Raw genomic sequence first — 20,791 nt, forward strand, 5'->3', positions numbered from 1 at the left:
TCTCGGATGCCGTCGTCGGAGCTCGTCCTGAAGGACGAACTGTTTCACCTGGAGCTTGCAGCGCTGTCGGGCAATGCGGAGATCGGGCGCGTACTGCAGGGAATCAACGCGCGGATTCACTACGTGCGATGGGTCGACGTCGATCAACGGCGCGACGAGGCCTTCACCGAGCACCTGGAGATCCTGGACGCGCTCGCCGCGCGCGACACCGAACGGTGCGTTGCGTTGACCGACACGCACATCCGCTGGCGGATGGAGGAAATCACGCGGGTCGTGGAAGCGAGCGTCGTCAAGCTGTACGCGAAATAACGGGCGGTCCGCGACGCACACGCGCATCGCGGGGCCGCACCGACGAGACGCAAGGCAAAGGAGGACGGGGCGCGGATCTTCAACCGCAACCTCTGGCGCAGCCCTTCCGGTCACTCGCGATAAGACGGTTCCTCGACGTCGAGAATCCGCTTCATCTCGTCGAAATGAGCGATCGAGAAATCGCGGAAACGTTCCCAGTCCCGAGCCGTTTTCTCGGCCACTTCGTCGGACAGCACGTTGATCGGCTTGCCGGTCGCATATGCGTTGACGAGGATCTGGCAGGCGCGTTCGAGCGTGTACATGTCGTCGAAGGCTTCGCCGACCGTCGGCGCCGTCACCAGCACGCCGTGGTTGCCCATCATCAGGCGCGATTTGTCTTTCAGCAGCGCCACGAGGCGCGCGCCCTCGTCTTCGGTGTCGGCCATGCCGGAGAACGCCGTATCGAGCGCGACGCGATTGAAATAACGTGCGGTATTTTGTTCGATCGGCAGGATGGTCGGATCGCTCAGCGTAGAGATCGCGGTGGCGAACACCGGGTGCAGGTGCATCGCCACGCGCACGTGCGGCAAGCGCTTGTGCAACTGACCGTGGATCGCCCACGCGGTCGGATCGATTCTGCCGTTCTGAAGACTCGACGGATCGTCGGCATCGAGCAGGACCAGATCGCTCGCACGGATGCGCGAGAAGTGCATCCATTTGGGGTTCATCAGGAAGCGGCAGCCGTCGTCGGAAACGGCGAGGCTGAAGTGGTTCGCGACCGCTTCATGCATGCCCAAGCGGGCGAAAGAGCGGAAGGCGGCCGCGAGATCGATGCGAAGCTGGAGTTCGTTCATGGGAAAGATTGGTAGAGAAGGGCGCCGAACGTGCAGGTGCAAGTGAAGGATTTTGCGTTGATCGCCACACCAAAGAGGCTGTGGCAGAGATGCCGGCCTCGCCAAAACCGGCGTGCGTGGGTTGCGGGGTTCGTTCACCGACTCCCGGTGACGACGCTGTCCGTGGCCGCACTCGTGTCGGTAGCGTTCCAGAACGCGTTGCGGTCGCGGTAGTTCTGCAAGAACTGCTGCAGGCGCGGATTCTCGGAGCGGCGGAACACCTCGCCCGGCGCGCCGCTCACGGCGATCCGGCCATGATCGAGAAACACCACGCGGTCGGCCATCTGAGCAGCGAAGCCCATCTCGTGCGTGACGACGACCATCGTCATGCCGTCGCGGGCGAGCTGCTTCATCACCTGCAGCACTTCACCGACGAGTTCCGGATCCAGTGCGGAAGTCGGCTCGTCGAACAGCATGATGTTTGGCTCCATCGCCAGCGCGCGAGCGATGGCGACACGCTGCTGCTGGCCGCCCGACAGTTTCAGCGGATAGGCATCCGCCTTGTGGGACATCCCGACCATCTCGAGCATGCGGCCACCGATCTCGTTCGCCGCGGCGGCCGGCATCCGGCGCACGCGCCGCAGTGCTTCGGTGACATTGCCGAGGACGGTCATGTGCGGCCACAGGTTGAACTGCTGGAACACCATGCCGATGTTGCGGCGCACGCGGTTGATCTCGCCGGACGAGGCGCGCACGCGCGCGCCGTTGCGCTCGACATATCCGAGCGTCTCGCCCTCGATCAGGATCGTCCCGTGATCGTAGGTTTCGAGCGCCGCCATGCAGCGCAGCAGCGTGCTCTTGCCCGAGCCCGAGGGGCCGATCAGGCAGACCACTTCGGAACGCTCGATCGAGATGTCGATGCCGCGCAGCACATCGACGTCACCGAAACGTTTGTGCAGGCCGTCGACCTCGATGAGCGGTGACGCGGATGCGCAGGCACGCGTCACGGCAAGCTCGCTTTCGTGAATGTGGCTGACTGCGTTCATAAATACCTCGATCAGGTAGGGTCATCGAGCCGTGCGGGCCCGATGCGGCGCAATAGACGGGATGCCAAGGCGATGGATCGACTTTACGCGGTCGATATTGATAGAAAAAAACTCTTTTTGGATGCAGGTCGAAAGTTTTCCCTATGCAAACCGGCGCCGTACCCGACCTGCCGCGAGCCGGGCCAAGCGGGCCGCCGGTCTTTATGAGGAAAGATGATCCGCCAGGCGCCGCAGCATCGAATCGCAGTCACGCAATTGCTCGACGGTGACGAACTCGTCCGGCTTGTGGCCCTGATCCATGCTGCCGGGCCCACAGACCACGGTGGGGATGCCGGCCGCTCCGAACAGCCCCCCTTCGGTGCCGAACGCAACGGTGCCGAACGCGCTGGATCCGCTGAGGATCGCCAACAGGCGGGCTGCGTCGCCGTCGTCGGGCGTCGCAAGGCCGGGATAGGCCGACAGCGGTTGCATCCGGATGTCGCAGTCCGCGCGGACCGAGCGCATCTTCGGTGTCAGGTGTTCCTGCGCGTAGGCCTGCAATTCGTCGATCACCTGATCGGCGTCGAAGCCCGGCAGCGTGCGCACTTCGAAATCGAACTCGCACGCCTCGGGGACGATGTTGAGCGCCTTGCCACCGCGAATCACGCCGGTCTGCACCGTCGAAAACGGCGGATCGAAACGCTCGTCGTGATGTTCCGGTTGAGCGAGGCGGTCGCCGATCTCCTCCAGCCGGTTGATCAGACGGGCCGCGTACTGGATCGCATTGACGCCGTAGGGTGCATACGCCGAATGGCACGCGGCACCCTTGACGTGGCACCGCATCGCCAGCTTGCCCTTGTGGCCCAGCACCGGCTTCAGTTCGGTGGGCTCGCCGATCACGCACAGAACAGGCCGGTGCGGACGCGTTGCGAGTTCGGTCAGCATCGGGCGCACGCCGAGACAGCCGATCTCCTCGTCATACGAAAAGCCCAGATGGATCGGTAGCGTCAACCGGCGCTCGACGAACATCGGCACTGCCGCCAGCACCGAAGCGAGAAAGCCTTTCATGTCCGCGGTGCCGCGGCCGTACAGCCGGCCGTCACGCTCGCTCATCTCGAACGGCTCGACGGTCCACGCCTGGCCGTCCGCGGGCACGACATCCGTATGGCCCGACAGGAGGATGCCGCCGCGATCGCGCGGCCCGATGGTCGCGAACAGGTTGGCCTTGCTGCGCTCGTTGTTGTAGAACAGCTCGCTGTCGATGCCGTAGCCGGCCAGATAGTCGCGGATGAACTCGACCATCGCGAGGTTCGAATCGCGGCTGACCGTTTCGAATGCGATCAGCTTGGCGAGCAGCGCGCGGCTGGTCGGGCGGGTCGACTCACTCATCGCCTGGTACTCCGTAGCTCGGTGCCGCGGTCGGATCGAGCGCGCGAGTGACGTAATCCTGCATCTGCGGACGATAGGCGTGCCATAGCGCGGCGAGCGCGGCGATCGGCGCGTCATCGGTCCAGTCGACCCGCAGGTCGACAAGCGGCCACACCTGCGTATCGGCGATCTTGAGCGCGGCCGAATGGACCGGGCCGGCTTCGCCGCCGGCGTCGATCGCCGCCTGCATCGCGGCGAGCAGACGGTCGGCGAGCAGCCCGGGGGTGTTCTCGAACGCAGGCACCATGGCGTCGATCACGTCGCGGCTCGCCAGCATGTTGCCGGCGGCGACGCATTGCTCGCCCGCCACCGCATGGTGCAGACCGAGCGCATGTGCGCCGGTCTGGAACGCGGCCCGCCCCTGCGCATCGACTACGGCGAGTTGCCGATAGTCGCGCCAGCGGTCGGTGGCAAGCGCGGCCTCGAGCGCCTGCGCGGGGTCCGGCGCGCCGCCGCCGAGCAGATCGAGAACCTGCGGGCCGAGCGACGGCAGCGTGACGTTCTGCGTCGCCACGGCGCCGATGCCGGCGCGAACCCATGGACAGCGCGCGCCGACCGCAATGCTCGATGAACTGATCGCGATGCCGAGTTGTCCGGTTTCGGCACACCGTCCGACGATCGAGAACGTCATGTCACACTCCGGTCGCGGGCGCCGGCTGCCAGCCGTCGGGAATCACGGCGATCACGTCGATCTCCATCAGCCACTGCGGCTGGCCGAGCGCCGACACGACGAGTCCCGTCGAGATCGGATAGACACCCTTCAGCCACTTGCCGACTTCCTGATACACCGGCTCGCGATAGCGCGGGTCGATCAGGTAGGTCGTCGTCTTCACGATGTGCGTGATGTCGCTGCCGGCTTCCTCCAGCAACTGCTTCACGTTCTTCATCGCCTGCTCGGCCTGCGCGCGCGGATCGCCGAGGCCGATCAGGTTGCCGTCGAAATCGGTGCCGACCTGACCGCGCACGTACACGGTATTGCCGGCGCGCACGGCTTGGCACAGGTCGTTGTCGAGCGTCTGGTTCGGATAGGTATCCTTTGTATTGAACATGCGGATACGGGTGTGGGTAGGCTGGCTCATCGTGAATTCCGGGAAGGGGGTTCAATAAACTACGCGGTTCGGCTCGGTGCGACGATCAGTGCGCGGCGGCCCGGGTCACCATGGGTAGCGTGACTTCCGGCTCAGCCGGAGCGACGTCGTGCTGCGCGGGTTTCGTCACACGTTGCGCCGCGGATTCGTGATAGCTCTGATAGCTGCGCTGCGTCGCGATATGCCCGGCCACATGCTTCGCGTCGTGCCAGACGCCCCAGATGAACGCGGAGCCGCGACGCGACAGCCACGGCAGACCGACGAAATAGACGCCGGGCTCCTTCGACACGCCGCGTTGATGTTTCGGTTTGCCGTTCTCGTCGAAGGCATCGACCTGCAGCCACGCATAATCGTTCGCGTAACCGGTTGCCCAGATGATCGACGTAACGCCCGCCGCAGCGATGTCGAGGCCGGCGAGCGGGTGGGTCACGCATGCCGGATCGGCCGGGATCCGACGCGCGTCGGGCTCTTCCGGCAGATCGAGACCGTTGCTCGCGACATAGGCGTCGGCCGCGTCCAGCAGCGACAGATAGTTTTCGTCGCCGGCCGCGATGTTCGCGGCGAGATCCTCTTCGAACGTGACGACACCGTGATCGAAGGACTTCGTCAGGCCGACGAGCGTCACGCCCTGGTGCGCGAGGCGACGGAAATCGACCGTGTGGCCGCCATCCGCGCCGCTGACGGCGATCGTCACGTGCGCGCGTCCGGGGCTCATCACTTCCATGTCCCACAGACCCAGCACGCCGAGCCACCAGCAGAAATCGCGGCCGCGATAGGCGCGCGGCGGACGGTCGTGCGGACCGACCGACAGATAGACCTGGCGGCCCGAACGTTGCAACTCGTCGGCGATCTGTACACCCGACGAGCCGGCGCCGACGACCAGCACGTTGCCGGCGGGCAGTTGTGCGGGATTGCGATAGTCGGCCGAATGAATCTGCGTCAGGGCCGGGTCGACCGGTGCGATGGCCGGAATGATCGGCCGCTGGAACGGGCCGGTCGCAACCACGACCCGGTTTGCGTGGAGGGTCCCGTCGGAAGTCTCGACGACGAAACCCTGGCGGCCGGCATCGCGCACCACGCGCTTGACCTCGACGCCGGTGCGGATCGGCGCGTCGATCATCTTCGCGTATTCGACGAAGTAGTCGACCATCTGGTCCTTCGTCGCAAAGCCGTCCGGATCGACGCCGCCGATCGTCAGGTTCGGAAAGCGGTCATGCCAGGCCGGACCGTTTGCAACCAGCGAATCCCAGCGGCCGGTGCGCCAGCGTTCCGCGATGCGATCGCGTTCAAGCACGAGATGCGGCACGCCGAGTGCACCAAGGTGTTCGCTCATCGCGACACCGGCTTGCCCGGCGCCGACCACCAGCGTATCGATTGATGTGACTTCCACGGTCATGATGGTTCTTCCTGATGCGTATCGATTTGGTTGTTCATGGGCTGGAATCCGTCTTCGTCACAACGCTCACGACGCGACGGGTCGACGCTTGTATCGTGCGGGAAAGGAACGGAAGTGAATCCGCAGTTCGAACCGATCCGAGTCGCAAGGCCTTCCTCGCGTTGAATTGCGCGGTCTTCGGGAAAATCTACGCCTGTCGAGAGAATCCGAAAAATATATTTAAAAAATGCTTTGCATCAGGTTTGGCTATGCAGACATGTACATGAATAAGGCACCTCGGTCCGAAGCCACTTGCACCGGACGCTGACGGCGCGTTTCGATCAAGTTGCGCGGTGAACGCGCAAGCCTGGGCGCGCCGGGGCCATCATTGGACAAAGGCAAAAGCCGGGACGGTGCGGGCAATCGCGCCAGGCGCGCGGGTTTCGCGAAAGCGCGGCGGCACGGCAATGGTCGCGCAGCGCCGGCCGGCCAGGACGGAAAGCCAACTAGGCCGGCTCGCGCGCGGCGCTCGCTGCCTGAGCTCGGCCGCGCAGCCAGTTGATACTGGTGAAGAGCAGCAGCGCGAACACGATCAGCACGGTGGCGACGGCGAGAATCGACGGATCGATCTGATCGCGAATGCCGCTCCACATTTGCCGGGGCACGGTGCGCTGGTCCGGCCCGCCGATGAACAGGATCACGATCACCTCGTCGAACGAGGTCGCGAACGCGAACACGCCGCCCGTCGCGACGGCGGGCAGGATCAACGGCAGCGTCACGCGCCGAAAGGTAGTCCACGGTGCGGCGCCAAGATTGGCGGCCGCGCGCAACAGGCTCTGATCGAACGACAGCAGGGACGCCGTCACCGTGATCACCACGAACGGCGTGCCGAGCGCCGCATGCGCGAGGATCACGCCCGGATACGAATTGACCAGCCCAAGCGGCGCGAAGATCAGATAGAAACCGGCCGCGACCACGACGATCGGGATGATCATCGGCGAAATCAGGAGCGGCATGATCAGCGAACGGAACGGGAAGTCGTCCCGTGCGAGGCCGATGGCGGCGAGTGTGCCGAGACCGGTCGCAATCGCGGTCGATGCGCAGCCGATCGCGATGCTGTTCATAAACGCACGCTGCCAGTCCGGGCTGCCGAATGCCTGCGCATACCAGCGCAGCGAGAAGCCGTCCATCGGATACGAGAAGTACGCCCCCGAGTTGAACGACAGCGGAATGATCACGAGGATCGGCGCGACCAGAAAGAACAGCACGAGCGCGCAATGAATGCGCACCCATGCGGTAGCAACGCGCGTCGACGGAAGACTGTTGGGATTGACGGACACGGGGCGCTCCAGTGACGTCAGGCGTCAGCCGAACCGGAGCCGGTCGATGCCGACGAGCCGGTTGAAGATGAAATAGAACACGGCGGTGAAGATCACGAGATACGCGGACAACGCACCCGCAAGACCCCAGTTCAGTTGGTCGTTGGTTTGCGACGCGATCAACTGGCTGATCATCTCGTCACCGGCGCCGCCGAGCAGCGCCGGCGTGATGTAATAACCGAGCGCCAGCACGAACACGAGAAAGCAGCCGGCGCCGATGCCGGGCAGCGTCTGCGGCACATACACGCGGAAGAACGCCACCACCGGGTGAGCACCGAGCGACTGCGCGGCGCGCATGTAGATCGGCGGCACGCTTTTCATCACCGAGTAGATCGCGAGAATCATGTAGGGCAGCAGTACGTGAGTCATGCCGATCAGCACGCCGGCACGATTGAAGATGAGTTGCATCGGATGATCGACCACATGCAGTGCGAGCAGCACGCGATTGATCACGCCGCCCGGTTGCAGCAGCACGTACCACGCCGTCGTGCGCACGAGCAGCGAGGTCCAGAACGGCACGATCACGAACAGCATCAGGCGGTTGCCCTGTTTCGCCGGCAGATTGGCGAGCAGCCACGACACCGGATACGCGAACAGCAGGCACAGCAGCGTGACGGTTGCGCTGATCGACACCGTGCGCACGAACGCCGTGCGATACACCGCGCCGCTCGCGGGCACGCCATGAATCGCGCCCGCGGGGGAAACCTGTGCGTCCACGCCGTTCAGCAAATAGTCGGGCGTCCAGCGCGACGATGCGCGTTTCAGCAGGCGCCACGTTTCGGGCTCGCCCCAGCGGTCATCGGCAGCGAGCAGGACCGGTTTCCAGGCCGTGACGACGTCCTGAGCCCGCACCGCTCGGGCCGACTTCAGCAGCAGGCTGCGGAATTCCGGCTGGTAGAAGTTCATCCGGCGCGCCACGTTGCCGAGCGTGCCGGCGTCGGACGCGCTTTTCAGCGCGGTGGCGAGCGCTGCGAAGGCGGAATCGCCCGGCAAGCCCCGGCCGTCCCATTGACGCAGCGTTTGCGCGAAAGCCGGCATGGCATCGGACAGCTCCGGATTGCGCACGCTGCGCGCGAGCAGCGAGGCGATCGGCGCGATGAACGTCGCGAGCAGGAACACGAGGAGAGGCAGCGTCAGCAGCAGCGCGCGCATCGCCGCCTTGCGCCGCGCCTGGCGGAATTTGGCGGCGCGCGCGCCGGCGAGCGCCGGCCCGGCTGCCGTCACGGGGGGCATGGTTGAGTCGTTCATCGGAACTCCAGGGCGACGCGGCCCGGCTGGAACGCGTCGCGCAAAACCACTACGACTTCGATGAGATTCGGCTTACTGGCTGAGCCACGTCTGGAAGCGCTTGTTCAGCGTATCGCCGTTGTCGGCCCAGAAGTTCGCGTCGATCTGAATCGGGCGCTTGAAGTTCGCAGGCGCGGTCGGCAGGTCGGCAAGGCGGGTCTTGTCGATCAGTTGCAGCGAGGCCTTGCGCGGAGGCGCATAAGCGATGTACTTCGACAGGTCGGCGAATGCCTGCGGCTGCGACGACGCGGCGATGAATTGCTTGGCGAGCGCTGCGTGCTTCGCGCCCTTCGGCACACCCCACCATTCGTAGTCGTACACCTGCGCGTCCCAGACGGTCTTGAACGGCTTCTTGTCCTTGTGAACGGCGCTGTCGATCCGGCCGTTGTAGGCCTGCACCATGGTCACCGCGCCGTCCGCGAGAAGTTGCGGCGCCTGCGCACCGGCTTCCCACCAGACGATGCTCGACTTGATCGTATCGAGCTTCTTGAATGCACGGTCGACTCCGGCAGGCGTGACCAGCGCCTTGTAGACGTCGGCCGGTGCCAGGCCGTCGGCAATCAGCGCCCATTCGAGCGTGACCTTCGGCGATTTCCTGAGGCCGCGCTTGCCGGGGAATTTCTTCAGATCGAAAAAGTCGGCGATCGTGGTCGGCGCAGTCTTCAGCTTCGACGCGTCATAAGCGTAGATGGTCGACCAGACCATCGCGGCAACTGAACAATCTCGCAGCGCGCCGGGCAGGAAATCCGCGGTATTGCCGATCGTCTTGCTGTCGAATTTCTCGAGTAGACCTTCGTCGCATGCATTGATCGCGTCGTTGGTCTCCATGTCGATCAGGTCCCAGGTCGGATTCTTCGCCTGTTCCATGGCCTGCAGCTTCGCGAGACCGCCGTCGTAGGACTCGGTTTCGAATTTCGTACCGGTCTTCGCAGTGAACGGATCGAACCACGCTTGACGCGCGGCCGTCTCATATGCGCCGCCAAACGTGACGACGGACAGCGTGTCCGCTGCATGAGCGGTGGCGGGCAGCGCGGCAAGCGCGATCACGACCGCCGCGGTGCGGCGAAGAACGGCGTAGTGGGGGTTTTTCATTTTCAGACTCCAGCGGCGAAGGGCACGGCAACGGGTGGAACGGGTAAGCGAACGGCGGAACTGGAGACCCGGGCGACCGCCGACGACAGCACCTTGCAATCGTCGTAACGCCACACGATCGTAGCTGCGGCGCCGATCGGCGGCAGCGCGACGAGACGCGTGTTCGACACTTTGACGACCATCGTGGCGTCGCCGCCGAGCTTGAGCAGCACCCGATGATGATCGCCGCAGTACACGATGTCGCGCACCGTCGCGGCGAGTGCGTTCACGTCCGCGGGCAGGTTGGTCGCACCGGCGGCGAACACCTGCGCTCGCTCGGGACGCAACGCGAGCGTCCCGGCGTCACCGGACTCGACATGGCTGCCGCGGCGCCCGCGGATCGTCATGCCGGTGGCGAGCACGAGCGTGGCGAGTTCGCCGTCGAGCGCGCCGACCCGCCCGGTCAAACCGTTGTTCTCGCCGACGAAGTTCGCGACAAACGCGTTCTGGGCGTTCTCGTACAGCTCGGTCGGCGTCGCTGCCTGCTGGATGCGACCGTCCGAGAAAACCGCGACGCGATCCGACATCGTCAATGCTTCGTTCTGATCGTGCGTCACGTAGACGACGGTCAGCGACAGCTCGCGATGTAGCCGCATGATTTCGTATTGCATCGTTTCGCGCAGCCGCTTGTCGAGCGCGCCGAGCGGCTCGTCCATCAGAACGACGCGCGGCTCGAACACCAGCGCGCGCGCCAGCGCGACGCGCTGCTGCTGGCCGCCCGACAACTGCGCCGGACGACGCGATGCAAGATGCGACAGCTCGACCATGTCGAGCGCGCGCTTCACCCGCGCCTTGCGTTCGTCGCGCGGGGCCTTGCGCACCGAAAGCGGAAACGCGACGTTCTCCGCGATCGTCAGATGCGGAAACAGCGCGTAGTTCTGGAACACCATGCCGATGTCGCGCAGGTGCGGCGGCTTGTCGTCGAGGCGGCGGCCGTCGAGCAGGATGGTGCCGTCGGTCGGTGTTTCGAAGCCGGCGAGCATCATCAGGGTCGTCGTCTTGCCGGAGCCGGACGGCCCCAGCAGCGACACGAATTCACCCTGATCGATGTCGAGATCGAGTCCGTCGACGACCGCATGCCGGCCGTCGTAAGACTTGCTGACGCCGACGAACGAAATGTAGGGTTGACTGGCCATCGAAAGATTCAATGAGATGATGTGTCGGACTGCGTCGCGATCCGGCGACGTTTCAGGTTGCCACGCGCGACGCGAGATAACGTGCGAAGTCGTAATTCGGCCGCTCCAGGTGACTCAGATGGCCGGGTTTCGCGAGCGGTGCGTGCACGCCGCGGAACACTGCCTCGACACCGCGCCGGTCTTCGAGATTGACTTCGTCGAGCAGTGTCTTCAGCGTTGCCATGTATCCGGCTGCCTGCGGATCGTCGATGAATTCCGGCGACAAGCCGCCGCCGAAGCGGATGTGCACGCGATCGACGCCCAACGGTTGCAGGACCAGATACCAGAAATAGCCCGGTGTCAGCGTGACGAGATGGGTCGGGTAGATCGCGAGCAGGGCAGTCGTCTTGCGCCACTGGCCTTGCAGACGGGTGTTGTTTGGATGGGCGTTGCCGATCGGCAGCGATGCTTCCTTCGTGATCCAGTGATAGTTGAAGGCCGGCCGCCCTGGCGGACACTCCATCTCGTCGAGCTTCGAATGCGGGCCCACCGTCGCGCGATGCAGCATCGGCAGGTGGTAGCTTTCCATGAAGTTTTCCGCGAGGATCTTCCAGTTCGTGTTCCACACGTGTTCCTCGTGGAAGGTCTCGACATAGGACGACATATCGTAGTCGGCGATCAGCTCGTCGAGTTCCTTCAACTGCGTCGCGACGGGCGGAGCGTCGTGATCGAGCGTGACGTAAATCCAGCCTTGCCAGATCTCGCAGCGCACCTGCGGCAGCTTGTAGGTGTCCTTGCAGAAACCGTCCTGCCTGTCCATCATCGGTGCGCCCCGCAGATCGCCGTCGAGCGAATAGTTCCATGCATGGTATGGACAGACGATCCGGCGCACATTGCCGCGACCTTCGAGCAGCGTCGACATCCGATGCAGGCAGACATTCGACATCGCGCGCAGCGTGCCGTCCTCGCGGCGGATCACGATGATCGGCTGATCGGCGATCTCGGCGGTCAGGAAGTCGCCCGGATTCGGCAGTGCTGTCGCACGCCCCATGCACAGCCATTCGTTGCGGAAGATCGTTTGCTGTTCGCGCTCGAGAAATTCCGGCGATGTGTAGACCGCCGGCGGCATCGCGCGGGCATCGCCAAAGTCGCGTTCACAATTGCCCTTCAGATCGCGCACGATCGCGTCGACAGCCTGACGTGCTGCGGGAATGGTGCTCATCCTGGCTCCGAAACAAGGACACTGATCAAGTGACGAGCAATTTAGCAAGTCAAAATCCAAGACCAACTATTCTTTTCGGATGTGACTGCCAGTTTTTTCCTATTCAGCTGGCGTTGCCTGGATGTGCACTTCAGGTATGTAGGTCTCGCAGAATTGCGCGAAGCGCGTGACCAGCTGGCGCGGCTTCATGTAGCGGGACATCGCGATGCCGAGGGTGATCGACGTGACGTCGTCGCGAAACGGCCGGATGGCAAAGTTTGAACCGTCGACCGTGCTGGTCGAACGAAGCGGGAAATTGAGAATGCTGAAGCCAAGACCGTTGGCCACCATGCCGCGCACGACTTCCGGCTGCGACGAGCGGAACGTCGGCGACGGGCGTCGGCCGAGCGGATCGAACAGTCCGGCGAAATACTCGCGGCTGTGCGGCAGATCGAGCAGAACATAGGGCTCGTTGAGCAGATCGGCGAGCGCAACCTTCTTGCTGCGCGTGAGCCGGTGTCCGAGCGGCAGGATCGCATATGGCGGCAACGTGACGAGCGGCGTGAACGCAATGTCTTCGGTCAGGTCGAGGCTGTAGGTGAGCGCCATGTCCAGCGTGCCGTTGGTCAATGCCTGCAGCAGATCGTCCTGGTTGGCCTCGATGGTGCGAAAGCCGATACCGCCGTGCTCGGTGACGAAGCGGCTCATGATCGCCGGCATCAGCGGCGGCGCAAGCGAGACGAGGCAACCGAGCGCAATCGTGCCCGTCATGCCGCCGTCCATTTCACGCGCCATCGTCTGCAGTTCCTCCGCGTTTTTCAGCAGGTTGCGCACCTGGCCGAGCACGTCGCGTCCCGCTGGCGTCAAGGACACACCGCTCGCGCGATGGCGAATGAACAGCTGGATGCCGAATGACGATTCCAGCTCGCCTATCGAGGTCGAGATCGACGGTTGCGAGATGTGCAGCTGACGTGCCGCCGCGGTAAACGACAAGGTTTCGGCGGTGACGACGAAGTAGCGCAACTGGCGCAGCGAATACCGCAATGCAATGTTTTCCATGAAGCAGGGCTCGCACAGGATTCAATCGGGAACGGTCCGCTTGACGGGACGTGCCGCTCATTTTGCATAGCCAAAAACATTGATATGGGAGTCTTTCATAATTTTTTGCTTTGCGCTTTTATGCCGACGATTTATCGGGTTCCGCTTCTTTCGGGCAATGCACTTTATCGGGGGGAAGAATGAATCGTGTTGGTGCGGCGCGCGTCAAAATCGTGCAATTCGCGTGTGCGCTGCCCTGGAAGCCCATGGTCCGATTTTTTGCGATCGACGTGGCGAACGGCCACTGTGATCCATTGGCATGCCTCGGCTACACGGGCTTCATAGATAAAAGCTTCCGTGTGGATCGGAAAACAATATTTTCGCCGACAAATTGTCCACGTAGATTCAGCTGACGGCGGCGGATGCGCTCGGCCAAGGGCCGATCTGGCGAACGTCCGGCATTTCATCCCATCATTTCGACCTCGACTGGAGTACGACAGATGAAACGATTCAAACCCTGGACTTCCCTGCTCGTGGCATTGACGCTGGCGGCAGGCAGCGTGGCCGCGCATGCGGACAGCATGCTCGATCGCGTCAAGCAGCGCGGCGAGCTCGTCGTCGGCACCGAGATGCAGTTCGCGCCGTTTGATTTTCTGGAGAACGGCCAGCAGGCTGGCTTCAACAAGGACCTGTTCGCGGCGGTCGGGCAGATCGTCGGCGTCAAGGTGCGTTTCGTCGATCTGCCGTGGGAAAGCGTGCTGCCGGGTCTCGACGCCGGCAAGTTCGATATGGTTGCAGGTCCGCTGACCGTAACGAAGGCACGGATGGAGCGCTATGCGTTCTCGCTGCCGATCGCCGAGGCTACCGACGCGCTGCTCAAACGCGCGAGCGACGGAAGCTTGAAAATATCGGCCGATATCGCCGGCAAGGTGGTGGGGGCGGGCAAGGGCAGTGCGCAGCTCGAACAGCTGAAGAGCTACGCGGCGACGTTGCCGAAGCCGCCGACGATCCGCGAATATGTCGACAACAACCAGGCGTATGCGGATCTCGCGGCCGGACGCCTCGCCGCCGTCGCGAACTCGCTGACCAACGTCGCCTATGTCGCGAAGCAGCGCCCGGCCGTGTTCTCCGTCGTGCAACCCGCCTTCGGCACGAAAGTCTATTTCGCCTATGCGCTGCGCAAGGATGCCGACAGCACGTCACTGGCCAGCGCATTCAATGGGGCGCTCGTCACGCTGGACAAGAACGGCACACTCGCCACGCTGCAGCGCAAGTGGTTCGGTGTCGCGACGGCGCTGCCGGCCGAGATGCCGACGCCAAACTACTGAGCGCAACGCCATGTTCAGTCTGACCACCTTCATTGACGGCTTGCCGCTCTTGTTTCGCGCAGCGTCGATGACGCTCGAAGTCTCGGCGGCGGGGCTGGTGCTCGGCTTCTTCATCGGTCTCGTGATCTGCTGCGGCCGTCTTGCGCCGCAAGCGGCGATCCGCGCCGCGGCGGGGGCATACGTACGCGTGTTTCGCGGTGTGCCGCTGCTGGTGCAGTTGCTGCTCGTCTACTACGTCCTGCCGTTCGTCGGGCTCAACGTATCGCCGGTGACGGCCGCCGTCAGCGCCGTGTCGCTGTGCTCGGCGTCCTACATCGCGGAAATCCTGCGGGGCGGATTCGTGAACCTGCCGCGCGGCCAGATCGAGGCTGCGACGATGCTGGGCCTGTCGGCGAAGGATCGGTTGTGGCGGATCCAGGTGCCGCAGGCGGTGCGGATGACGCTGCCGTCGCTCGTCAACGAAATGGTATTGCTGATCAAGGCATCGTCGTTGATCTCGGTGGTCGGCGTGGCTGAAATCACGCGCACCGCGCAGAACATCGCTGCCAGCACGTATCAGCCTCTCGAAGCGTATGTGGCGGCCGGCATGATCTATTTCCTGCTGTGCGGTGCGCTCGCGTTGATCGCGCACGGTGCGGAGCGGCGCCTGCGGGCCGCATGAACGGGCCCTAATCCTTGCCGGAGCTTTCGATGCTGACTTTCAATCCCCATGTGATCACGAATAACCTTCCGCAGATCGGCGCGGGGCTCGCGACGACGGTGGGCGCCTGGGTCGCGAGCACGCTGGCGGGTGCAGCGATCGGCTTTGGCTGCGCGCTTGCCCAGCAGGCGTGCGGCCGCTATGTACGCGCGGCGATTCGCGTTTATATCGAGCTGTTCCGAGGCACGCCGTTTCTCGTGCAACTGTTTTTGCTGTATTACGGCGGCCCGTCGTTCGGCCTGACGTTCGATCCGTTGACGGCGGGCGTGGTGGGTCTCGCACTCTATGCCGGTGCCTATTTCACCGAGGCGTTCCGCTCCGGCTTCGAGGCGGTGCCGCGCGGCCATGTCGAAGCGGCTTCGTGCCTCGGCATGACATGGTGGCAAACGACCTTTCGTGTGCAATTGCCGGAGATGACGGTACTGATCCTGCCGGCGCTGACCAACCTGACGATCGTGCTGAGCAAAGAGACCGCTGTGTTGTCGATCGTCACGGTTCCCGAGCTGACGTTCGTGCTGACCGGGATCGGCTCCGCGAGCTTTGCCTTCGTCGAGACATTGCTTGCGCTGTCCGTCTGTTATCTGCTCCTGGTCGAAATGTCGACCTGGGCCGGCACCGCAGTCGAGCGCCGCGTCGCGCGCCGGCTCGCCTGATGCTGTTCGCGGCGGCTCATAGTCGCCGGTTGAATACGGATGACCGACCTCGCCGATGAAAGCGAGGTCGATTTCGTTTTGACTGGCGATCCCCGTGCCACCATGGAGCCACGTCGCGTGGTCGTTGTACCGGCACCGCCGCTACGACGGCAGCGACGCGCACGCGTGGCTGCGCGGCCGCATCGTCGAGGTCGCGCAAGTGCTCGAGCGGCATGGCGTCGTGGCGGAGGCCTGGGCGGGGCACGCGGCTCAGCCTACGACGAGCAGCGGCGGCAGCGTCGCGACGTCGGGCTGCTCGTCGAGCCGCCACAGGTAATCGAGCGCCGCGCGGATCTGCGTCGGGCTCCAGTGCCGCCGGCAGTTCTTCGCGAACTTCGCCTCGTAGTCGTCGCGCCGCATCGGCCGCGTCGGCGAGCCAGGCAGCTCGTCCACCTGCTTCGCGCAGGTCGTGCCGTCTTCGCACACGGCCGTCACCCGGTTCGGCGCCTGCGCCGGATAGCGGGCGGTCAGCGCCGGGTCCTCCTGCACCGTGACCCGCTCGATCAGCGCGCGCAGCGCCGGATCGTGCAGCGCGTCGTGCCGGTAGCTCTCGGTCGTGATGTCACCGTCGAGCATCGCGCGCGCGACGATGTACGGCAGGCTGTGATCGGCGGTCTCGTGGGTCGACGGCGCCCATTTTTCGCGGTCGCGGCCGGCCGTCACGTAGCCGACCGCGGTGGTGTGGATCTCGATGCGTCGGATGCGGCGCAGGTCGCCGACCTGCGCGGCGACGTCGAGCGCGGCCGGAATCGCGGTTTGGGTGAGTCCTTGCGCGGGATAGAACTTCACGAAGCACTTGCCGATCCGGAACGCACCGTCGCGCCCGCCGAATTCGCGCGTATCGACGGCGAACGGCCCGGACACCTGCGGAAAGAACCCCGCCATGCCTTCGAAGATCGGCGCGGGGCCGGTCAGCCCCGCGCGCGCGAGCTGCGTCGAGAACACCGCGTTGCGCGCCGCGTCCGCATCGGCGAGCGCCTTCCAGTTCGACAGCTGCTGGACGCGCGTCTGGTTCAGCGCGAGATGGCTGTTGATCGACAGGTTGACCGCCTGCACCAGTTGCGGCGCGGGCATGCGCATCAGCTTGCCGGCGGCGAGCGCGACGGCGGGCAGGCTGTAGCACGTGTGGTCCCAGCCGCGCGGGCTGATCGCGGCGGCGTCCATCAGCCGGCACGCGATCTCGTACGCGATCGCGATCGACAGGATCAGGTCGCGGCCGCTCGCATGCTGCGCTTCGGCGACGGCGAGGCACGCGGACATGTTGTCGCTCGGATGGCCGGTTTCCTTGCCGGCGTACGCGTCGTTGAAATCGTAGTAGCGCAGCGCGGTGCCGGTCGCGAACGCGGCGAGATCGGGGCTCGTGCGTCGGTTCGTGCCGACGATCGTCGACACGCCGTCCGGCGACGCGAGCGCCGCGTCGCGCGCGATCCGCACCGGGCGTTCGTCGTGCGCGGCGATCGCGCAGCCGAGCGCGTCGATCAGATGCGCCTTGATCGTCTCGATCGTCGCGGCGTCGAGGTCGCGATACTGCAGGCCGGCCGCGTAGTCGGCGAGCTGTTGCGCGAGATCGGGGCTGCCGGCGGCCGCCGGCAGCGAGCCGGCGCGGGCAGGGCCAAGTGGTAGCGCGAGCGCGGCGCCGGTCAGCGTGGAAAGAAAGTGGCGGCGGTTCATGGTTTGAAGACTCCGAAGGTTCCTGAAAGGGCGAGAGAGGCGGGCTCAGAACAGCTTGCGCAGGCCGAGCGCCACGCCCGCGCTGCCGGCGCGGTCGGCGGCCAGCGTGTAGTGGAGGAAGTTGTAGTTGTAGTTGTCGAAATCGAGCGCGGCGCGGCGCGCGTAGCCGCCCGCGAGGTACAGCGTGACGGATTTCGACAGGAAGTAGTTCAGCTGCAGCGTGACCTGCTGCGGGTTGGCCGGGTGCGGTGCGCTCGCCTGCGCGTCCGGCGGATTCTGCGCACGGATGTCCTCGTAATAGAACGCGCCGAGCGCCTGCAGGTAAGGGGTGATCATGTAGCGCACGCCGGCCCACCAGAACGTGTAGTTCGTCACGACCGACCGCGTGGCGACGCCGCTTTGTCCGTGCGTGACGCCGGCCAGCAGCTGCGCGCGGTCGACGGACACGATCGCGGCGGCGGCGTAGCGGCGAAAATGCGCGAAGCCGCCAGGCTGCGGCGTGTTGACGTTGTCGAATGCGGCGGCGAACGAGAATGCGGCGCCGGCATAATCGAAGCCGGCGCCGTAGGCGGCATTCGCCTGGAACGCGCCGGGCGTGCCGCCGAACGAATAGTGCGTTTCGAGCGTCAGCGAGCCGATCTTCGCCAGGTACTTGGCGACGTTGTTCTCGCGGAAGTTGACACCGACGATCGCGCCGGCCGGCTCGTACAGCGTCGAGTACGCGCCCGTCGGCGAATAGCGCTCCATGACGTCGAACAGCGTCGAATACTGGTGGCCGAGCCGCAGCGTGCCCCAGCGCTCGTGCTGCAGCCCGATCCACGCGGAGCGGTCGAAGCCGCCCGCGCCGGTGCCGGTACCGTTGTTCAGGTTGATGCCGCTTTCGAGCCGGAATGCGGCCTGCCAGCCGCCGCCGAGATCCTCTACGCCCTTCAGGCCCCAGCGCGAGCCGCTCTTGCCGCCCGACGCCATCCGCACGAGCGATGCCGACGACTTGTCGCCGGGCGCGGCCTGGTGGGTGAGGAATTCCGTATAGATGTCGGCCACGCCGTACAGCGTGATCGTGCTTTGCGCGCAGGCGCCGGCCGATACGAGGCCCAGTCCGCACAATGCGGACATTCGCTTGCCCATGGCTAGTCTCCTTCGAGGGTTTGTTGTTTGTTTGATTGCGGCGCCGCGCTGGTCGAGCGGCGCGGCGGTGCCGCGGGCGGCGCTATCCGGGCCGGGCGGCGAACCGGCTGCGTCGCGGCGGGACGCACGCGCGACGTGCGCACGTGCCGGGGTGAAGCACGGCGATACAGGGCGGCGCGTGCATCACCGGGGCGCGCCGTCGTCACGCGCCTGCACGGCCGCGTGCCGCGCGAGCACGCGCTTCGCGCGGGCGACGCCGGGCGCGTCGACCATCCTGCCGTCGACGCGCAGCGCGCCGCGCCCGTTCGCGCACGCGTCGTCGTAGGCGGCCAGCACCGCATTCGCGTCGCGCACCGCGTCTTCGTCGGGACGGAACGCGCGGTTGAGCGCGCCGACCTGCAGCGGATGGATGCAGGTCGCGCCCGCATAGCCGAGCTCCGCGGACGCGCGCGCGACGCGCTCGAACGCGTCGAGATCGCGTAGCTCGTCGAGGCCGCCGATGAGGCCGAGCGGCAGGACGCCGGCGGCGCGCGCGGCGATGATCAGCAGTTGCTTCGGCACGCGCAGCACGTCGGCGCTCGCGGCGCTTTCGCAGTTCAGCGCGAAGTCGCCGCCGCCCAGCATCATCGCGACGACGCGCGGCGATGCCTGCGCGATCCGGTCCATCGCCTGGAACGCGCGCGGCGTTTCGACGATCGCGACGATCCGCGTGCGGCCCGGCTGCGCGCCGCTTTCCTCTTCGAGCGCGGCCAGCAGTTCGTCGATCGCCTCGACGTGCGAGCCGCCGCGCACCTTCGGCAGCACGACGCCGTCCACGCCGGCCCGGACGGCCGCGCGCAGGTCGGGCACCAGCAGGTCGAGCGGGCCGTTGGCGCGCACCAGCACGTCGCGGCCCGGCGCGCGCAACGCCGGCACGGCATCGGCCAGCCCGTCGCGGGCGGCCTCCTTGCATGCTGGCGGGACGCTGTCCTCGAGATCGAGGATCAGGGCGTCGGCGTCGCTCGCGGCAGCCGAAGCGACGAAACGGGGGACGTGGGCGGGGACGTACAGCAGCGAGCGCCAGACCGGTTGAGACGAGAATTCCATCGATGATCCACGAAAATGAAAGCCGCTTTCATTTTTGTGGCGGATGCTGGCATTCGTCAAGATTATCGTTAACGCCTAGTTTTCAAGGGGATTTTCAGAAATGACGAGCGAGTGAATCTGTGTTGATTCATGTTGCTGTCGTCGACGATCTGCGTATAATGAAAGCCACTTTCATTTTTAGATGCCGGCCGCAGCAGCACGACTCTGCCGGCATCGCACGAGGTGGACATGAGCAAGATGGAGACAAGCAATCCCGCAGAGGGCGGCGTGGCCGCGGTCAACCGCGCGCTGACCGCGCTGCTGGCGTTCGGCAACGCGCCCGGCGGGCTGATGCTCGCGCAGGTCAGCGAGGAAACGGGGCTCAACATGAGCACGCTGTTGCGGATGTTCGAGTCGCTCGAGCAGTTCCGCTTCATCAAGCGCCTGCCGGATGGGCGCTACGTGCTGGGGCCCGCCGTGTTCCAGCTCGGGATGATGTATCGCGAGTCGTTTCAGCTGCGCGAGTACGTGATGCCGATCCTGTCGACGCTGTCGGCGGAAACCGGTGAGACGGCCGCGTTCTACGTACGCGAAGGGGATCAGCGTGTGTGCCTGTTCCGCATCCAGGCGCAGCGCTCGGTGCGCACGCACCTGCGCGAAGGCGACCGCTTTCCGCTCGACGTCGGCGCGGCCGGGCGCGTGCTGCTCGCGTTCAGCGGCACGCGCGGCGGCGACTACGAGAAGACGGCCGAGCAGGGCTACGCGGTATCGATCGCCGAGCGCGACCCGGAAAGCGCGGCGATCGCGTGCCCGGCGTTCGGCGTCGGACGCGTGCTGAGCGGCGCGATCTCGCTCGGCGTGCCGCGCTATCGCTTCAACAAGAAGGTGCTGGCCGACTACCTGCCGCGCGTGCAGGCGGCCGCCGCCGAGCTGACGCGTGCGCTGGGCGGCGATCTGCCCGCCGCGGGCGCGGCGTTTCGCGCAGCCGACCAGCTCGGCGCGCTGCTCGAGTAGCGCCG

20 protein-coding genes are annotated in these 20,791 nt (G+C 65.3%); 5 read left to right on the plus strand and 15 right to left on the minus strand.

What is annotated here, in order from left to right:
* A partial coding sequence (locus DIE16_RS34550) for an FCD domain-containing protein (protein ID WP_124894295.1) occupies positions 1-309 on the plus strand: 309 nt, incomplete at its 5' end.
* Positions 310-419: 110 nt separating this feature from the next.
* Here the strand turns inward: DIE16_RS34550 and DIE16_RS34555 are convergent.
* The 12 genes from DIE16_RS34555 to DIE16_RS34610 all read right to left on the minus strand — a co-directional run bounded on the left by DIE16_RS34555 (position 420) and on the right by DIE16_RS34610 (position 13,209).
* On the minus strand, positions 420-1,280 hold the full coding sequence (locus tag DIE16_RS34555) for a class II aldolase and adducin N-terminal domain-containing protein (RefSeq protein ID WP_260426174.1): 861 nt from the start codon (positions 1,278-1,280) through the stop codon (positions 420-422).
* Complete coding sequence (locus tag DIE16_RS34560) at positions 1,277-2,167, minus strand: amino acid ABC transporter ATP-binding protein (RefSeq protein ID WP_124484781.1); 891 nt, start codon at positions 2,165-2,167, stop codon at positions 1,277-1,279. Before DIE16_RS34560 ends, DIE16_RS34555 begins: the two co-directional genes overlap by 4 nt.
* Positions 2,168-2,368: 201 nt before the next feature.
* Positions 2,369-3,535, minus strand: coding sequence for an acetylornithine deacetylase (gene argE, locus DIE16_RS34565; protein WP_124524314.1), 1,167 nt, complete (start codon positions 3,533-3,535; stop codon positions 2,369-2,371).
* Positions 3,528-4,205 carry a DUF1028 domain-containing protein gene (locus DIE16_RS34570; RefSeq protein WP_124484782.1) on the minus strand — a complete coding sequence of 226 codons (678 nt, stop codon included), beginning with the start codon at positions 4,203-4,205 and terminating at the stop codon, positions 3,528-3,530. The genes argE and DIE16_RS34570 overlap by 8 nt, the downstream gene beginning before the upstream one ends.
* 1 nt (position 4,206) lies before the next feature.
* The gene (locus DIE16_RS34575; RefSeq protein ID WP_124484783.1) at positions 4,207-4,653 is read right to left on the minus strand and encodes a RidA family protein; all 447 of its coding nucleotides are present in this window, start codon (positions 4,651-4,653) and stop codon (positions 4,207-4,209) included.
* A 55-nt stretch (positions 4,654-4,708) separates the two neighbouring features.
* On the minus strand, positions 4,709-6,058 hold the full coding sequence (locus tag DIE16_RS34580) for an NAD(P)/FAD-dependent oxidoreductase (protein ID WP_124524315.1): 1,350 nt from the start codon (positions 6,056-6,058) through the stop codon (positions 4,709-4,711).
* A 485-nt stretch (positions 6,059-6,543) separates the two neighbouring features.
* Complete coding sequence (locus tag DIE16_RS34585; protein ID WP_124484785.1) at positions 6,544-7,377, minus strand: ABC transporter permease; 834 nt, start codon at positions 7,375-7,377, stop codon at positions 6,544-6,546.
* 24 nt (positions 7,378-7,401) lie between these two features.
* On the minus strand, positions 7,402-8,649 hold the full coding sequence (locus tag DIE16_RS34590; protein ID WP_124485063.1) for an ABC transporter permease: 1,248 nt from the start codon (positions 8,647-8,649) through the stop codon (positions 7,402-7,404).
* 87 nt (positions 8,650-8,736) lie between these two features.
* Positions 8,737-9,795 (minus strand): ABC transporter substrate-binding protein, encoded by a 1,059-nt coding sequence (locus tag DIE16_RS34595; protein WP_124484786.1) that lies wholly within the window; start codon positions 9,793-9,795, stop codon positions 8,737-8,739.
* Positions 9,796-9,797: 2 nt separating this feature from the next.
* Positions 9,798-10,970, minus strand: coding sequence for an ABC transporter ATP-binding protein (locus DIE16_RS34600; protein WP_124519430.1), 1,173 nt, complete (start codon positions 10,968-10,970; stop codon positions 9,798-9,800).
* A 52-nt stretch (positions 10,971-11,022) separates the two neighbouring features.
* Positions 11,023-12,171, minus strand: a complete 1,149-nt coding sequence (locus tag DIE16_RS34605; RefSeq protein WP_124519431.1) for an aromatic ring-hydroxylating dioxygenase subunit alpha — start codon at positions 12,169-12,171, stop codon at positions 11,023-11,025.
* A 99-nt stretch (positions 12,172-12,270) separates the two neighbouring features.
* Positions 12,271-13,209, minus strand: coding sequence for a LysR family transcriptional regulator (locus tag DIE16_RS34610; RefSeq protein ID WP_124484789.1), 939 nt, complete (start codon positions 13,207-13,209; stop codon positions 12,271-12,273).
* 479 nt (positions 13,210-13,688) lie between these two features.
* On the opposite strand from DIE16_RS34610, the gene DIE16_RS34615 reads away from it, so the two are divergent.
* The 3 genes from DIE16_RS34615 to DIE16_RS34625 are packed head-to-tail and all read left to right on the plus strand — an operon-like array spanning position 13,689 to position 15,869.
* Entirely contained in the window at positions 13,689-14,516 is an 828-nt protein-coding gene (locus tag DIE16_RS34615; RefSeq protein ID WP_124484790.1) for a transporter substrate-binding domain-containing protein, read from the plus strand.
* Positions 14,517-14,526: 10 nt separating this feature from the next.
* The gene (locus DIE16_RS34620) at positions 14,527-15,177 is read left to right on the plus strand and encodes an amino acid ABC transporter permease (RefSeq protein ID WP_124484791.1); all 651 of its coding nucleotides are present in this window, start codon (positions 14,527-14,529) and stop codon (positions 15,175-15,177) included.
* Between the two features lie 29 nt (positions 15,178-15,206).
* A complete protein-coding gene (locus DIE16_RS34625; RefSeq protein ID WP_124484792.1) occupies positions 15,207-15,869 on the plus strand; it encodes an amino acid ABC transporter permease in 663 nt (220 codons plus the stop codon).
* 249 nt (positions 15,870-16,118) lie between these two features.
* Here DIE16_RS34625 and DIE16_RS34635 read toward each other — a convergent pair whose 3' ends face one another.
* The 3 genes from DIE16_RS34635 to DIE16_RS34645 form a co-directional block, all read right to left on the minus strand.
* A complete protein-coding gene (locus tag DIE16_RS34635) occupies positions 16,119-17,579 on the minus strand; it encodes an MmgE/PrpD family protein (RefSeq protein ID WP_124519432.1) in 1,461 nt (486 codons plus the stop codon).
* 45 nt (positions 17,580-17,624) lie between these two features.
* The gene (locus DIE16_RS34640; RefSeq protein ID WP_124519433.1) at positions 17,625-18,707 is read right to left on the minus strand and encodes a porin; all 1,083 of its coding nucleotides are present in this window, start codon (positions 18,705-18,707) and stop codon (positions 17,625-17,627) included.
* A gap of 183 nt (positions 18,708-18,890) precedes the next feature.
* On the minus strand, positions 18,891-19,793 hold the full coding sequence (locus DIE16_RS34645) for a CoA ester lyase (protein ID WP_124484795.1): 903 nt from the start codon (positions 19,791-19,793) through the stop codon (positions 18,891-18,893).
* Positions 19,794-20,021: 228 nt separating this feature from the next.
* Between DIE16_RS34645 and DIE16_RS34650 the strand changes: the two genes are divergently transcribed.
* Entirely contained in the window at positions 20,022-20,786 is a 765-nt protein-coding gene (locus DIE16_RS34650) for an IclR family transcriptional regulator (protein ID WP_185500287.1), read from the plus strand.
* Positions 20,787-20,791 lie beyond the last annotated feature (5 nt).

Origin of the sequence: Burkholderia sp. Bp9090 (genome assembly GCF_003857985.1) — a bacterium.
In the GTDB taxonomy this organism is placed as follows: Bacteria; Pseudomonadota; Gammaproteobacteria; order Burkholderiales; family Burkholderiaceae; genus Burkholderia.

Coding starts and splice junctions, on each gene's coding strand:
- DIE16_RS34645 (WP_124484795.1), bottom strand. CDS start 19,793: ATGGAATTCTCGTCTCAACCGGTCTGGCGCTCGCTGCTGTACGTCCCC.
- argE (WP_124524314.1), bottom strand. CDS start 3,535: ATGAGTGAGTCGACCCGCCCGACCAGCCGCGCGCTGCTCGCCAAGCTG.
- DIE16_RS34575 (WP_124484783.1), bottom strand. CDS start 4,653: ATGAGCCAGCCTACCCACACCCGTATCCGCATGTTCAATACAAAGGAT.
- DIE16_RS34600 (WP_124519430.1), bottom strand. CDS start 10,970: ATGGCCAGTCAACCCTACATTTCGTTCGTCGGCGTCAGCAAGTCTTAC.
- DIE16_RS34570 (WP_124484782.1), bottom strand. CDS start 4,205: ATGACGTTCTCGATCGTCGGACGGTGTGCCGAAACCGGACAACTCGGC.
- DIE16_RS34635 (WP_124519432.1), bottom strand. CDS start 17,579: ATGAACCGCCGCCACTTTCTTTCCACGCTGACCGGCGCCGCGCTCGCG.
- DIE16_RS34580 (WP_124524315.1), bottom strand. CDS start 6,058: ATGACCGTGGAAGTCACATCAATCGATACGCTGGTGGTCGGCGCCGGG.
- DIE16_RS34610 (WP_124484789.1), bottom strand. CDS start 13,209: ATGGAAAACATTGCATTGCGGTATTCGCTGCGCCAGTTGCGCTACTTC.
- DIE16_RS34650 (WP_185500287.1), top strand. CDS start 20,022: ATGAGCAAGATGGAGACAAGCAATCCCGCAGAGGGCGGCGTGGCCGCG.
- DIE16_RS34640 (WP_124519433.1), bottom strand. CDS start 18,707: ATGGGCAAGCGAATGTCCGCATTGTGCGGACTGGGCCTCGTATCGGCC.
- DIE16_RS34625 (WP_124484792.1), top strand. CDS start 15,207: ATGCTGACTTTCAATCCCCATGTGATCACGAATAACCTTCCGCAGATC.
- DIE16_RS34620 (WP_124484791.1), top strand. CDS start 14,527: ATGTTCAGTCTGACCACCTTCATTGACGGCTTGCCGCTCTTGTTTCGC.
- DIE16_RS34605 (WP_124519431.1), bottom strand. CDS start 12,171: ATGAGCACCATTCCCGCAGCACGTCAGGCTGTCGACGCGATCGTGCGC.
- DIE16_RS34560 (WP_124484781.1), bottom strand. CDS start 2,167: ATGAACGCAGTCAGCCACATTCACGAAAGCGAGCTTGCCGTGACGCGT.
- DIE16_RS34615 (WP_124484790.1), top strand. CDS start 13,689: ATGAAACGATTCAAACCCTGGACTTCCCTGCTCGTGGCATTGACGCTG.
- DIE16_RS34595 (WP_124484786.1), bottom strand. CDS start 9,795: ATGAAAAACCCCCACTACGCCGTTCTTCGCCGCACCGCGGCGGTCGTG.
- DIE16_RS34590 (WP_124485063.1), bottom strand. CDS start 8,649: ATGCCCCCCGTGACGGCAGCCGGGCCGGCGCTCGCCGGCGCGCGCGCC.